Source organism: Inquilinus sp. OTU3971 (assembly GCF_038440215.1).
Genome location: NZ_JASATH010000224.1, coordinates 1 through 12,715 on the forward strand (window position 1 = coordinate 1; position 12,715 = coordinate 12,715).

13 protein-coding genes are annotated in these 12,715 nt (G+C 68.2%); 8 read left to right on the forward strand and 5 right to left on the reverse strand.

Annotation, left to right across the window (positions count from 1 at the left end):
- Both AAHM41_RS34990 and AAHM41_RS34995 read right to left on the reverse strand, forming a co-directional pair.
- On the reverse strand, nucleotides 1-779 hold a 779-nt coding region (locus tag AAHM41_RS34990; protein WP_342241254.1), incomplete at its 3' end, for a TrbI/VirB10 family protein.
- Nucleotides 776-1,219: a TrbG/VirB9 family P-type conjugative transfer protein gene (locus tag AAHM41_RS34995; protein ID WP_446719512.1), complete on the reverse strand. Its 444-nt coding sequence runs from the start codon at nucleotides 1,217-1,219 to the stop codon at nucleotides 776-778. The genes AAHM41_RS34995 and AAHM41_RS34990, both read right to left, overlap by 4 nt.
- 168 nt (nucleotides 1,220-1,387) lie before the next feature.
- On the opposite strand from AAHM41_RS34995, the gene AAHM41_RS35000 reads away from it, so the two are divergent.
- The gene (locus tag AAHM41_RS35000; RefSeq protein ID WP_342241255.1) at nucleotides 1,388-1,747 is read left to right on the forward strand and encodes a hypothetical protein; all 360 of its coding nucleotides are present in this window, start codon (nucleotides 1,388-1,390) and stop codon (nucleotides 1,745-1,747) included.
- Between the two features lie 274 nt (nucleotides 1,748-2,021).
- Here the strand turns inward: AAHM41_RS35000 and AAHM41_RS35005 are convergent, their stop codons facing one another.
- The 3 genes from AAHM41_RS35005 to AAHM41_RS35015 all read right to left on the reverse strand — a co-directional run bounded on the left by AAHM41_RS35005 (nucleotide 2,022) and on the right by AAHM41_RS35015 (nucleotide 6,033).
- Nucleotides 2,022-3,716, reverse strand: a complete 1,695-nt coding sequence (locus tag AAHM41_RS35005; RefSeq protein ID WP_342241256.1) for a Na/Pi cotransporter family protein — start codon at nucleotides 3,714-3,716, stop codon at nucleotides 2,022-2,024.
- A gap of 855 nt (nucleotides 3,717-4,571) precedes the next feature.
- A complete protein-coding gene (locus AAHM41_RS35010; RefSeq protein ID WP_342241257.1) occupies nucleotides 4,572-5,000 on the reverse strand; it encodes an RbsD/FucU family protein in 429 nt (142 codons plus the stop codon).
- A gap of 43 nt (nucleotides 5,001-5,043) precedes the next feature.
- Nucleotides 5,044-6,033: an aldo/keto reductase gene (locus AAHM41_RS35015; protein ID WP_342241258.1), complete on the reverse strand. Its 990-nt coding sequence runs from the start codon at nucleotides 6,031-6,033 to the stop codon at nucleotides 5,044-5,046.
- Between the two features lie 203 nt (nucleotides 6,034-6,236).
- Here AAHM41_RS35015 and AAHM41_RS35020 point away from each other — a divergent pair, with 203 nt between their 5' ends.
- Genes AAHM41_RS35020 through AAHM41_RS35050 form a run of 7 tightly spaced genes read left to right on the forward strand, consistent with a single transcriptional unit; the run spans nucleotide 6,237 to nucleotide 12,532 of the window.
- A complete protein-coding gene (locus AAHM41_RS35020) occupies nucleotides 6,237-7,181 on the forward strand; it encodes an aminotransferase class IV (RefSeq protein ID WP_342241259.1) in 945 nt (314 codons plus the stop codon).
- A gap of 31 nt (nucleotides 7,182-7,212) precedes the next feature.
- Nucleotides 7,213-8,247 (forward strand): ABC transporter substrate-binding protein, encoded by a 1,035-nt coding sequence (locus tag AAHM41_RS35025; protein ID WP_342241260.1) that lies wholly within the window; start codon nucleotides 7,213-7,215, stop codon nucleotides 8,245-8,247.
- A 20-nt stretch (nucleotides 8,248-8,267) separates the two neighbouring features.
- A complete protein-coding gene (locus tag AAHM41_RS35030) occupies nucleotides 8,268-9,317 on the forward strand; it encodes an ABC transporter ATP-binding protein (protein WP_342241261.1) in 1,050 nt (349 codons plus the stop codon).
- An 8-nt stretch (nucleotides 9,318-9,325) separates the two neighbouring features.
- Entirely contained in the window at nucleotides 9,326-10,228 is a 903-nt protein-coding gene (locus AAHM41_RS35035; RefSeq protein WP_342241262.1) for an ABC transporter permease, read from the forward strand.
- Complete coding sequence (locus tag AAHM41_RS35040; RefSeq protein ID WP_342241263.1) at nucleotides 10,225-11,019, forward strand: ABC transporter permease; 795 nt, start codon at nucleotides 10,225-10,227, stop codon at nucleotides 11,017-11,019. Before AAHM41_RS35035 ends, AAHM41_RS35040 begins: the two co-directional genes overlap by 4 nt.
- A 53-nt stretch (nucleotides 11,020-11,072) precedes the next feature.
- Nucleotides 11,073-11,729 (forward strand): helix-turn-helix domain-containing protein, encoded by a 657-nt coding sequence (locus AAHM41_RS35045; RefSeq protein ID WP_342241264.1) that lies wholly within the window; start codon nucleotides 11,073-11,075, stop codon nucleotides 11,727-11,729.
- A gap of 44 nt (nucleotides 11,730-11,773) precedes the next feature.
- Nucleotides 11,774-12,532, forward strand: coding sequence for a glucose 1-dehydrogenase (locus AAHM41_RS35050; protein ID WP_342241265.1), 759 nt, complete (start codon nucleotides 11,774-11,776; stop codon nucleotides 12,530-12,532).
- Nucleotides 12,533-12,715: the final 183 nt, after the last annotated feature.

Genomic DNA, 12,715 nt, shown 5'->3' on the forward strand with positions numbered 1-12,715 from the left:
ATCAACAGAACCTGGCCGGTCACACTGTCATGGACGGGCTCCGTCACCTGCGCCGTCACCAGGCCCGGCAGATCGGAATTGAGTCCGGTGAGGAGGCTCGCCGCGATCACCGTCCCCGCCATCACCTGATAGGGCGAGACCGGCCGCAGGAGCGCATGCGGATTGTAGATCTCCTCGTCGGCCGGCCTGTTCAAGAAATCCAGCTTCCGGTCTTGCCCGCGCGGATCGCGCCCGGGCTCGGGGCCGAGCCGCTCCGCTCCGGTCGATGATGCCTCCGTCCTGCCCCCCGCCGGCCGGCTCTCCTCGTCCCGGGCCTCCTTCGAGATCCGGAAGAACACGCCGGACTCGCGGGCCTGCCGTGCCTGCTGGGCCAGGCGGAGCCGCTCGGCGCGGGAGGCGTCCGCCTCCGGATCCGGCCGCAGGCTCGACGGCGCGACCCCGAGCGACCTCTCCCGCTCGACCACGGGCGGACCGAGATCGCCGGGCAAGGGCGGACCAAGGCGAGGCACGGGCTTCGGGATCTCGTCATAGCTCCCGGGCAGCGCCATGAGGCCGTCCGGGGTCGGCTTACGCCCTGTTTCGGCCGGCACTCCGGACCCGGGCCGCCGCGGCATGCTCTCGAGCGCGAGCCAGGCGGCGCCGAACACGGCCGCGCAGAGGAGCGCCGCGAGCGCGATCACCAGGCGCCTGCGGAACCGGATCGCGCGCCGCGGCCGGCCGCGCAGCATGAGGCTCTCGGGCGGCAGCTTGCGCCCCTCCTCGCGTGGCGTCTCGCTCATCGCCCGTCGGTCCGGCTGATCCGGACCACCTGCTGCGGGGCCTCGCCGAGCCGGAGCTCGGCCGCAGCGAAGAGGCGGTCGACGATGTAGTAGATGCCGCGCACCCGGTAGTTGACGAGCGCGTTACCGCCCTCGGGGCCGACGACGAAGAGCGGCGGCATCTCGCCCTGGTCGATCCGGCGCGGGAACTGGATGTAGACCTTGGAGCCGTCGTCGAAGGCCTGGACCGGCCGCCAGGGCGGGTGGTCGCCGGTGATGGCGTAGCGGAAGCGGAGAGTCTCGAGCGAGAGCCCGGCATCCACCGGCGCCGCGGCCTCGGCGCGGCGGTTGCGCGCCTCGAGCGCGAGGAGCTCGGCCGCGGGATAGGTCCAGGAGATCGCCGCCATCGCCGTGCGCTCGGTGCTCAGGAGTTGCAGGTGATAACTGCGGCGATCCGTCAGCCGGAAGCGAAGCCTCCGTCAAGGATGCGCGGTCCCCCCGAGATGCTCCGCATCTCGGCTCCCCCGCGCCCCGCTCCGCGGCGCCTTCGGCGTCCCTGACGGAGCCTCCGCCGGCTGCTCCTGAGAGATGTCCTCGACGAGGAGGACGGCTCAACGATGGAGGAACCGATGTGCAATTTCGACCATCCGCATGCCGCGTTCGACCGCTTCCCCCAACTCGTCCGCGATCTCGAAACCGAGTTCGGACGGGACGGGCTCGATGCCGTCGTCGAGCGGTTCGCCGAGGCCGAGCTGGGCGAATTCGTCTGGGACGGACGCATCGCCGAACGCGATCTCGGGGCCTATGAGAGCTTCGACGACGACGAGTTCGAGGGCTCCGATCTCGTGCGGATCCTGAGCGTTTTCCGCGGCCGATATCGCGTCGCGACCTGCGTTGTCGACCGCTCCCGGAGGCTTCAGATGATGCTCGTCATGAATGAATTCGACGACCTTTCGAGCGCCGAATTCGCGTTCCGAAACGGCGCTTGAGAGGTCGGAACGAGGCCTCGGAGAGCGGTCGATCGGACCGGCCGCTCTCCAGTTTCTGGCGCCTGGCGACCGATAGATTGGATTCGAGGAATCGTAGGTAGGCGGGCGTGAGGCGGTTGGCGGCGGGAGAGGCCGCGGTAGGGCAAGATAAAGCGCCGGCACACACCGGCGCCTAAGTCTTTGTCTGCACATCCTTTTTCATGGCGCCATGGGCGCCGGACCCGGTGCCATTTTGGCGCCCTGCCCTTCGCGGATATGCCAGCGGCCGCTTGCGCTAGCCGCCGCCGTCAAGCGCCGCCTCGGCCCAGCCAGATGACCGCTCCTGCACCGACATCGGGCGGGCACCGTTGGCGGCATCGAGCGCCGGGTACCCGACGGCGGTGATGTGGGAGTTGATGCGCCTGGTGTCGCGCAGGATGTCGAGATGCAACGAGCTGGTCTCGATGCTTTCGAGACGGCCCTCGCGCAGCCGGAGGAAGTGCGTCTCGGTTGCGTGGCGTTCGAGCTCGCGGAACACCTCCTTCTCGGCGATCAGCCTGGCTGCCGCGCGGGCATCGCCGGTCATGAATACGGCGACGGCGAGCTTCAGGTTCGCCAGCAGCCTCTCGCACATGGCGCGGATCTCCTCAGTGCCCTCGGCCGAGAAGGCCAGGCGGAACCGCACCCTCTTGGCCGCCAGCTCCATCAGGTTCTTGTCGATGATGTCGCCGATGTGCTCGAGGTTGATGGCGAAGCTGAGCACGTCGGAATAGCGGCGGCCGGCCTCGTCATCGAAGCCGTCGCGGCTGATCCTCGTCAGATACAGCTTGATCGCGCGGTGCAGGCCGTCGACGCCGTCGTCCATGCGGCTGATCTCGGCGACGCGCCTGCGGTCGTCGGCCTGAAAGGCGTCGACCACCCCGCGCAACATGCCCTCGACAATGTCGGCCATGCGCAGCGTCTCGCGGGCGGCGTTGGCCAAGGCGAGGTGCGGGTCGGAGAGGGCGCCGTCGTCGAGATGGAGCGGCGCGCCCGGGTCCTGAAGGTTCTCCGGCCGGTCGGGCAGCAGCCATTCCAGCAGCGTTGCCGCCGCCGGCAGAGCGATGAAGAAGGGAATGGCGAGCACGAGATTGAAGGCGGTGTGGACATTGGCGGCCAGACGCGCCGGGTCGGCTTCGAGCCGGAGCAGCAGTTCGACGATCGGAGTTACCAGCGGCAACGCGATGACGGCACCGACGACGCGGGTCAAGAGGTTGCCGACCGGAAGCCGCCGGGCGGCCGGGCTGCCGCTGCCCGCCCCCTCCAGCACCGGGTTGATGGCGCTGCCGAGATTGGCGCCGAGCACGAGCGTGACCACGGCAGTCGGCGAGACCACCCCGGCACCGGCCAGGGACATGATCAGGAGGACGACGGCGACAGAGGAGTGCGCCGCCCAGGCCAGGACGGCCGCGATCAGCACGCCGACGACCGGAGCCGAGGCGACCACGCCGAACACCGCGCGCAACGCGGGCACCTGAGCCGCCGGCTCGATCGTCACCACTAGCAGATGCAGGGCCAGGAGGATCAGGCCGAAGCCGATCCAGACGCGGCCGAGATCCCTGGTCCGAGTGCGTCCGCCATGCTTGAAGGCGATGACGCCAACCAGGATCAGGATCGGCGCGACCAGGGCGATCTTGAAGGACAGGACCTGCACGATCAGGGTGGTGCCGACATTGGCGCCGAGCATCACCCCAAGCGCCGGAGCCAGGCCGATCACGCCGGAGGCGACGAACGACGTCGCCATCAGCCCGGTGGCGGTGCTGCTCTGAAGCGCGGCGGTCACCCCGAGCCCAACTAGGAAGGCGTTGAGGCGGTAGCGCAGGCTCCGGCCCAGCACCCGGCGCAGATCCGAGCCGAAGGCCCGCATCACCCCGGTCGAGACCATGTGCACGCCCCACAGCAGGAGCGCTACATAGCCGGCGAGAGTCAGGAGTATCAGCGCGCCGGTCATGCGGCCGTCGAGAGCAAGGCGGGTCTCCTAGGTGGCGGAGATTGCAGAAGGTGTCGACCCTAGGACCAGAGTGCTCGCGCCGTCCGGCTCGCAGTCGTCATGGGGATGACGAATTCGGGACATTGGGTGATTGTGGATGTGCTCAGGCCTCGTGCCGCTCCGCTCGCGTGAGCTGAGGTAATCCCGAGAGGGCCTTCATGAAACAGACAGATTATTCCAACGATCTTGCCGGTCGTGACCCAGATGCCCCTGCCGTCGTCGGCTCGGCGATCGCGCTTCTGGAGAGCGCCATCTCCGGTCATCGACGTGGCTTCTCCAAACCGGACGCAGGCCGAACTGGCCGGGAACCGCCCTTCCGCGCCGACCTAAAGCCTGGGAAAGGTTTCCGAAACCTGACACCGTATTTGGCTCCCCAAAGCGGACGCGTCCACCTTCGGCTCATAGGCGACAGTAGCCATGTGCTACAAGCGGAGTTGTCTGACTCTGGAGTGCCATCCTGAGTCAGCAGAGAGACCGTTCTGACGAGTTCCTGGGTTAAGTGTGATGATGTCAGAATGAAGCGCTCGGGATCATCACCTGTCTGACGACAATTTCATCGATGATCTCCTCAATGAGTGCTGCGCTGTCACCAATAATGGCTATCCAAGCTACCCAATCGCAAAGACAACGCTCCACGAATGCGTCGAGCGCTGCAGGATCGCGTAGAGGAGAATGCAGAATGACATTTGTGGGTCTGAATATGTTGACTCAAGGGTAAGGCACGTAGTGATGGCAGCAATCCACCCAATGCCGCCCGCGCCGCCAAGCCGAGGCGCGCCAGTTCCGGCCGTATCGAGCATGCTTGGGCTTGCTAACCTACGCCGCCACGGTGCCCTTGCGGATGATGACGTTGCCGTAGAACAGCCGTTCGCCGGTGGCGATCACCAGCGAGGCCTGCTTCGCCCGGTCGTAGAAGGCGAAACGCTCCAGCAGCGTCAGCCGGTGGTTGCCGGCGACCCGGCCCAGCGCTTCGCGGATCAGGGTGTGCGCCGGCATCACCTCGGCCGGGTTGCCGATCACCTCCATTCCCATCACCGGGTCGGGCTCGGACTCGTCGATCGGCAGCACGCTGAGCACGGCGCCCAGCATGCGCCGCAGGTCCGCCGCCTCCATCCGCACCAGGCGCCGGGCCACGGTCTCGGCCGGGAAGCTGCCATCGGCGATGACGACCTCGTCGCCATGCCCCATCGCCCGCAGGCCGTGCAGGATGTCGGGGCCGAGAATGGGGTCGATGCCGATCAGCATGGCGCGGGTCCTTCGTGTTGGTGATGGCGAGGCAGGACGGGGATCACGGGGTCGGCGCGGCCGGGGCGATCAGCCCTTCGGCGCGCAGCTCGGCCCACAGATCGGCCGGGATCGGGTGGCGGAACAGGGCCTCGTTCTCCTCCAGCTCGGCCGACGTGCGGGCGCCGGTCAGGATCGAGGACACAGCCGGATGCGCCGTCGGGAACTGGATCGCCGCGGCCTTCAGCGGCACGCCATGGCGCCGGCACACCGCGTCCAGCGCCTGGGCCTGGGCGATCAGCGCCGGGTCCGCATCCTGGTAGTTGAACTTGGCGCCGGCATTCGGGTTGGCCAGGATGCCGCTGTTGTAGACGCCGCCGATGATCACGCCGATGCCGCGCGCCTCGCACAGCGGCATGAAATCGTCGAGCGAGTTCTGCTCCAGCAGCGTGTAGCGGCCGGCCAGCAGGAAGCAGTCGAACACGCCGTCGCGGGCGAAGCGGGCCAGCATCTCGGCCTGATTCATGCCGGCGCCGACCGCGCCGATCACGCCGTCGGCGCGCAGCCGGTCGAGGGCGCGATAGGCGCCGAAGATGGCGGCGTCGTAATGGTCGTCCGGATCGTGGATGTGCAGCACATCGACCCGGTCCAGCCCCAGCCGCTCCAGGCTTTCCTCCAGCGACCGCATCACCCCGTCATAGGAGAAGTCGAACACGGGCCGTTCCGGCGGGGTGCCCTTGTAGAACGCGTCCTCCTGCGCCTCGGCCTGCGGCGGCACGCGCAGCAGCCGGCCGACCTTGGTGGCCAGCACGTAGCTGTCGCGCGGCTTGCCGGCCAGGAACCGGCCCAGCCGCCGCTCCGACAGGCCGTTGCCGTATTGCGGCGCGGTGTCGAAGAAGCGCAACCCCAGCGCCCAGGCCCGGGCGATCGTGCCGCCGGCCTGCCCCTCCTCCACCGGCGCGTAGAGCCCGCCGAGCGGCGCGGTGCCGAGGCTGAGCCGCGTGACCTTGAGGCGCGTCGGGCCGAGCCCGGCCGTGTCCGTCGCTGAAAGCATGTGCATCCCTGTTTGGTCGTCTGACGCCCGCCCTTTGCGGGGGCTTGGCAACTGCGACAGAGGATGTGTCGCCGGTTTCCAAAGATCAATTGAAAATTCGTATACGAAATTTCTATTGCTAATGAGAGATTCGTTGCGCATCCTGCAGACAATCCGAAGAACATTGGGGACCGGCCGCAGGGCCGCGCAGACGGGGACGGTGCATGACCGCAAGCCAGCAGGACTACTCGGCCGGGGCGGCCTTCGTCGGCGGGGCCTATGTGCCGATCGCCGAGGCGAAGATCTCGGTGCTGGACTGGGGCTTCACCCGGTCCGACGTCACCTATGACGTGGTGCATGTGCGTGATGGCGACTTCTTCCGCCTGGGCGATCACCTGGACCGGTTCGAGCGGTCGCTGGCCGGGATGCGGCTGGCGCCGCCGCATGACCGGGCTGAAATCGCGGCGATCCTGGCCCGCTGCGTCGCCCTGGCCGGGCTGCGCGACGCGTATGTGGCGATGATCTGCACCCGCGGCCGGCCGCGGGTCTTCGGGTCGCGCCGGCCGGCCGATTGCGACAATAGCTTCGTCGCCTATGCCATTCCCTGGATCGACGTGATCCCGCAGGCGGTGCAGGAGCGCGGGGCGCATCTGCATGTCGCCTCGACCCCGCGCGTCGCCCCTGCCTCGGTCGACCCGACGATCAAGAACTACCAGTGGGGCGACCTGACCCGCGGCCTGCTGGAAGCGCATGACCGCGGCGCCGACACGGCCGTGCTGCTGGACGCCGAGGGCTTCGTCACCGAGGGGCCGGGCTTCAACGTCTTCGTGGTCCGCGACGGCCAGGTGCTGACGCCGGACCGCGGGTCGCTGGAGGGCATCACCCGCCGCTCGGTGCTGGAGCTGTGCGAAGAGATCGGCGTGCCGGCCCGGATCGCGCCGCTGCGGCACGAGGACCTGCTGCAGGCCGACGAGATGTTCTGCACCACCACCGCCGGCGGCGTCATGCCGGTGTCGCGCGTCGACGGCCACGTCATGGGCAACGACCGGCCGGGACCGGTCAGCACCCGGCTGAAGGCGCTGTACTGGGACAAGCACGCGGCCGGCTGGCACCGCACACCGGTGGACTATGCCGACCCGGACCGGCCGCTGGGCGGGCCGGTGGTCTGAACAACGATAAGACAGAAAACAGGAGGCTGAGATGGTGAGACGGCGTGAGTTCGTCATGGGCGCCTGCATCCTGGCGGCGCTGGGCGCGGCCCTGCCCGCCGCGGCGGCGGAGAAGGAGCTGCGGGTGCTGACCTGGGAGGGCTATGCCGACGAGCCTTGGGTCAAGGCGTTCGAGGAGAAGACCGGCGGCAAGGCCAAGATCACCTACACCGGCAGCGTCGACGAGATCTTCGCCAAGATGACGGCAACCAAGGGCGAGGATTACGACGTCATCGCCATCGAGACCTCGTCCTACAAGCGGCTGGTGCAGGAGAAGCTGGTCCAGCCGGTGGATCTGTCGAAGATCCCGAACGCCACCAACCTGCTGCCGGCCTTCCGCGACGTCCCGGCCATCGTATTCGACGGCAAGGCCTACGCCGTGCCCTTCGCCTGGGGCTCGATCCCGCTGATCTACGACAAGAAGGCCTTCCCCACTCCGCCGGACAGCTGGTCGGTGCTGTGGGACGACAAATATGCCGGCCGGGTGCTGGCGATGGACGACGCCAACAACGCCATCGTCACCACGGCGCTGGCGCTGGGCGTCAAGGACCCGTTCAACCTGACCGACGACCAGTTCGCCGCGATCAAGGCCAAGCTGATCGACCAGAAGCGCACCGTGCTGTCCTACTACGCCGGCTTCGACGACGGGGTCAGCATCTTCGCCCAGGGCGGCGTCGACCTGATGATGTCGATGGGCGAGCCGCAGGTGCCGCAGCTGCAGAAGAAGGGCATCGACGCGGCGCTGACCATCCCGAAGGAAGGGGCGATCGGCTGGATCGACTGCTGGGCGATCAGCGCCGGCGCGCGCGACACCGCTTTGGCCCAGGCCTGGATCGACACCATGCTGGACAGACAAGTCGGCACCTATATCAGCGAGAAGACCGGCTACGGCAACACCACCGATGCCGACGCCAACCAGGCGATCGGTCTGACCTATGCCGACAGGCTGGTGTTCCTGCAGGCACCGGAGAGCTTCTCCAGGCGCATCGACCTGTGGAACGAGATCAAGGCCACACCCGCCAACTGAGCGCCAGGCCGAGGGCCGACATGACATTCCGAAGCCTCATCCGCCTTGCCGGGATCGGCAAATCCTACGGCGCGGTCACCGTGCTGCAGCCCTTCGATCTGGAGATCGGCGACGGCGAGTTCCTGGCCATCCTCGGTCCCTCCGGCTCCGGCAAGACCACGATCCTGCGGATGCTCGGCGGCTTCACCGCCCCGAGCACCGGCCGGATCCTGCTGGACGGGGCGGACATCACCGACACGCCGATCTTCCGCCGGCCGTTCAACACCGTGTTCCAGGACTATGCGCTGTTCCCGCACATGACCGTGGCCCGCAATGTCGGCTACGGCTTGCGGATGCGGCGCCGGCCCCGGGCCGAGGTCGAGCGGCGGGTGGCCGAGGCGCTGGCGGTGGTCGGCCTGGCCGACAAGGCCGGCCGCCATCCCGGCGAGCTGAGCGGCGGCCAGCGCCAGCGCGTGGCCCTGGCCCGCGCCATCATCTGTGAGCCCCGCGTGGTGTTGCTGGACGAGCCGCTGGCGGCGTTGGATGCGGGGCTGCGCCGGTCGATGCAGGAGTTCCTGAAGGACCTGCAGCGCCGCATCCGCACCACCTTCGTGTTCATCACCCACGACCAGGAGGAGGCGATCGCCATGTCCGACCGGATCGTGGTGATGGACCATGGCCGGGTCGAGCAGGTCGGCACGCCGAAGGAGATCTACTATCGCCCGAGAAGCGAGTTCGTCGCCCGGTTCTTCGGCGAGAACAACCTGCTGCCGGCGCGCGCCGCCGGTGCGGCCGCGGTCGACAGCCCGCTGGGCCGGCATGCCGTCGCCCCGGCCGGCAGCCCGTCGGCTATCGCCATCCGGCCGGAGAGCCTGAGCCTGCGCCCCGGCGCGGAGCGGCGGTCGGCCGAGGGCGCGGTGGAGAGCCTGACCTTCCTCGGCGCCACCACCCAGATCGTGGTCCGCCTGGGAGAGAGCGGGTCCAGCGTCAGGATCCGCGTGCCGACGCCGGAGTTCGACGGCCGCGCCGATGTCGGCGATCCGATCTCGGTGTTCTGGTCGGACGCCGATGTCAGCGTACTGGGGGCATGAGGATGGCCATGGCCGATGCTTTTGCTCCCGCGAATCCGGCCCGACGCCTCGGCGCCGGGTCGCCCGCCGCTCGCGCCCTGGGCCGCTGGCTGCCGCGGCTTGCGGTCTACGGCCTGCCGACAGCACTGATCCTGGCGCCGCTGGCCGCCTTCCTGATGACCAGCTTCTGGTCGATGGCGGACGGCCGAGTGGTGCACGACTTCACCCTGGCCAACTACGCCGCCTTCCTGGCCCAGCCCAGCTACATCCGGGTATTCCTCGGCACCCTGCAACTGGCTGGCATCGTCGCCGTGATCGGCCTCGTCTTCGGCTACATCATCGCCTATCTGATCTGGCGGCTGGAGGGGCGGATCCGCTACTTCATGCTGCTGTTCAGCGTGATCCCGCTGGCGATGAACTACATCGTCAAGATCTACGCCATGCGCGGCATCCTGGGATACAACGGCTTCCCGAACTGGGCCTTGGTCTCGACCGGCATCCTCGACGCGCCGAGCAAGCTATTCATCTTCAACCAGACGGCGGTGATGATCACCATGGCGGTGATCTACCTGCCCTATGCCATCCTGCCGATCTTCCTGTCGCTGGAGCGGATTCCGCCGCCGCTGGCCGCGGCCTCGGCCGATCTCGGCGCCCGGCCGGGCCAGACCTTCCGCACGGTGGTGCTGCCGCTGAGCCTGCCCGGGTCGATCGTCGGCGGGCTGTTCGTGATGGTGCTGGCGCTGGGCGATTTCCTGACGCCGCAGATGGTCGGCGGCAACCAGGGCTTCACCTTCGGTCGCGCCATCTGGAGCCAGTTCGGCATGGCCTTCAACTGGCCCTTCGGCGCCGCCCTGGCCGTGGTGCTGCTGCTGGCCGTGGCCGCGGTGATCGGTCTGGCCGCCCTGGTGTCCCGCCATGCGAGGGGGAAATGACCGCGCCGGAACGCATCGTCATCACCGCCCTGTGGCTGGTCGCCGCCCTGGTCTTCGCCGCGCTGTACGGCCCGGCCCTGGCGGTGGTCACCACCAGCTTCTTCGACCTGAAGGGCCAGTCGATCGACTGGTCCAGCTTCAGCCTGCACTGGTATGCCGGCCTGACCGACAATCCGGAGATGCTGGCGGCGCTGGGCCACACGCTGGTGGTGGCGGCCGCTTCGGTGCTGCTGGCGCTAGTCCTGGCGCTGGGCCTGGCCTGGTATATGAAAACCGGGACCCGGCGCGGCCGGCCCTTCATCGAATTCGTGATCTTCCTGCCCTTCGTGCTGCCCGGCATCATCACCGGCATCTCGCTGCTGGTGGCCTTCCGCGAGCTGGGGATCGAGCGCAGCCTGATCACCGTCGCGATCGGGCACACGGTGCTGGTGCTCGCGATCCTGTACCGCATGGTCTCGGTCCGGCTGGACAGCCTGGAGGCCAGCCAGATCGAGGCGTCGTTGGACCTCGGCGCCACCGGGCTGCAGACCTTCCTGTTCGTGGTGCTGCCGCAGCTGCGCTCGGCCATCGTCACCGGGGCGCTGCTGGCCTTCACCCTGTCCTTCGACGAGACTTTGGTGACCTTCTTTCTGGTCGGCGGCGATGCCACCCTGCCGATCCGGCTATGGGCGATGATGCGCGTCGGCTTCACGCCGGAGGTGAATGCGCTGGTCGCCCTGGTGCTGCTGGCGACGATGACGCTTGCAGTGCTGGGCGCGTTGTCGTTGAAGGACAGCATGGCGGCGCGCTGATGAGCAGCCCGTATGCCTGGAGGCCCCCTGCGCCGGATGACCGAGATCGAGCCATGACCGACGACCTGCCGCCGCTGGGCCGGGTGCTGCGCGAGCGCCGCGCCCATCACGGCTGGACCCTGGCCGATGTCGCCACGATGACCGGCATCTCCGCCTCGACCCTGTCGAAAATCGAGAACGGCCTCTTGTCCCCGACCTACGACAAGATCCTGCAGCTGGCCCGCGGCCTGGGCGTGGAGATCGCCGACCTGTTCTCGGCCGGCGGGCCGACAGCCCCAGCGGTGGTGGTCGCCCGGCGCAGCATCAGCCGCCAGCATGAGGGCCAGCGGCTGGACACCGAGTTCTACAGCTACACCTATCTGTGCTCCGACGTCGCCCATAAGCGGATCATCCCGATCCGGATCGAGGTGCGCGCCACCGAGCCGGAGCAGATGGGGGGTTTGAGCTCCCATGTCGGCGAGGAGTTCGTCGAGGTGCTGCAGGGCCGGATGCGGCTGTACAGCGAATATTACGAGCCGATCGAGCTGGAATCGGGCGACAGCGTATATCTCGACAGCACCATGAAGCACGGCTACCTGGCGGTTGGTGAAGCGCCTTGCGTGATCATGGTGATGTGCTCCAGCGCCACGCCGAACCTGGCGCAGACCCTGCGCGAGATCATCAAGCAGCGGATGCTCGAGGAGCAGGCGCGCCCTGCTCCGAAGGCCTGACCATCCACCCCTTTCTGTCCCTACCGAAGACGCCAGGAGCCTCCATGTTCGACCTGACCGGAAAGGTCGCCATCGTCACCGGCGGCAATGGCGGCATCGGCCTGGGCATCGCCCGCGGCCTGGCCCGGGCCGGCGCCGCGCTGCTGCTGGTCGGCCGCGACGCCGCCAAGACCGACCGCGCGGTGGCCGAAATCGCGGCTTTGGGCGCCGAGGCCTCCGGCGCCGCCGCCGATGTGACGGTGGAGGCCGACTGCCGAGCCTTTGCCGCATCAGCGCTGCAGCGCCACGGCCGGATCGACATCCTGGTCAACAATGCCGGAACCAACTGGCGCAAGGCGCCCGAAGCCTATTCGCTGGAGGAGTGGCGGGCGCTGATCGATGCCAACCTGACCAGCGCCTTCCTGGCTACGATGGCGGTGTTCCCGGCGATGCGGCGGCAGGGCGCCGGCAAGATCGTCAACATCGGGTCGATGACCTCGATCTTCGGTGCCTCCTTCGCCGCGCCCTACAGCGCCAGCAAGGGCGGAGTGGTGCAGTTCACCAAGGCTTGCGCCACCGCCTGGGCGCAGCACGGCATCCAGGTCAACGCCATCCTGCCCGGCTGGATCGACACCGAGCTGACGCAGCAGGGCAAGGTCGAGGTGCCTGACCTGCACGACCGGGTGGTGACGCGCACCCCGGCCGGGCGCTGGGGCGTGCCGGACGACATGGCCGGCACCGCGGTGTTCCTGTCCAGCCGCGCCTCGGATTTTGTGACCGGCGCCGCCATTCCCGTCGACGGCGGGTACTCGGCGCAAGCTTAGCGCGATAGGTCCGTTCGGGTTGAGAGGAGGCGCTGGTACGAGGGCAACACTGCCGCGCCACTTCGCAACCACCCGATTGGCCCGACCAGGTTGATCTGCGAGGTGGCTGAGGTGCGCCATATCCGGCCATAGCTGAGGCGCATCGATACCGGACATCGCTCAATCCCGCTGAATTCAGCCCTT

Excerpts from the sequence above, each read along its gene's own strand:
- AAHM41_RS35000 (WP_342241255.1), top strand. The coding sequence starts at position 1,388 with ATGTGCAATTTCGACCATCCGCATGCCGCGTTCGACCGCTTCCCCCAA.
- AAHM41_RS35005 (WP_342241256.1), bottom strand. The coding sequence starts at position 3,716 with ATGACCGGCGCGCTGATACTCCTGACTCTCGCCGGCTATGTAGCGCTC.
- AAHM41_RS35010 (WP_342241257.1), bottom strand. The coding sequence starts at position 5,000 with ATGCTGATCGGCATCGACCCCATTCTCGGCCCCGACATCCTGCACGGC.
- AAHM41_RS35015 (WP_342241258.1), bottom strand. The coding sequence starts at position 6,033 with ATGCTTTCAGCGACGGACACGGCCGGGCTCGGCCCGACGCGCCTCAAG.
- AAHM41_RS35020 (WP_342241259.1), top strand. The coding sequence starts at position 6,237 with ATGACCGCAAGCCAGCAGGACTACTCGGCCGGGGCGGCCTTCGTCGGC.
- AAHM41_RS35025 (WP_342241260.1), top strand. The coding sequence starts at position 7,213 with ATGGTGAGACGGCGTGAGTTCGTCATGGGCGCCTGCATCCTGGCGGCG.
- AAHM41_RS35030 (WP_342241261.1), top strand. The coding sequence starts at position 8,268 with ATGACATTCCGAAGCCTCATCCGCCTTGCCGGGATCGGCAAATCCTAC.
- AAHM41_RS35035 (WP_342241262.1), top strand. The coding sequence starts at position 9,326 with ATGGCCGATGCTTTTGCTCCCGCGAATCCGGCCCGACGCCTCGGCGCC.
- AAHM41_RS35040 (WP_342241263.1), top strand. The coding sequence starts at position 10,225 with ATGACCGCGCCGGAACGCATCGTCATCACCGCCCTGTGGCTGGTCGCC.
- AAHM41_RS35045 (WP_342241264.1), top strand. The coding sequence starts at position 11,073 with ATGACCGACGACCTGCCGCCGCTGGGCCGGGTGCTGCGCGAGCGCCGC.
- AAHM41_RS35050 (WP_342241265.1), top strand. The coding sequence starts at position 11,774 with ATGTTCGACCTGACCGGAAAGGTCGCCATCGTCACCGGCGGCAATGGC.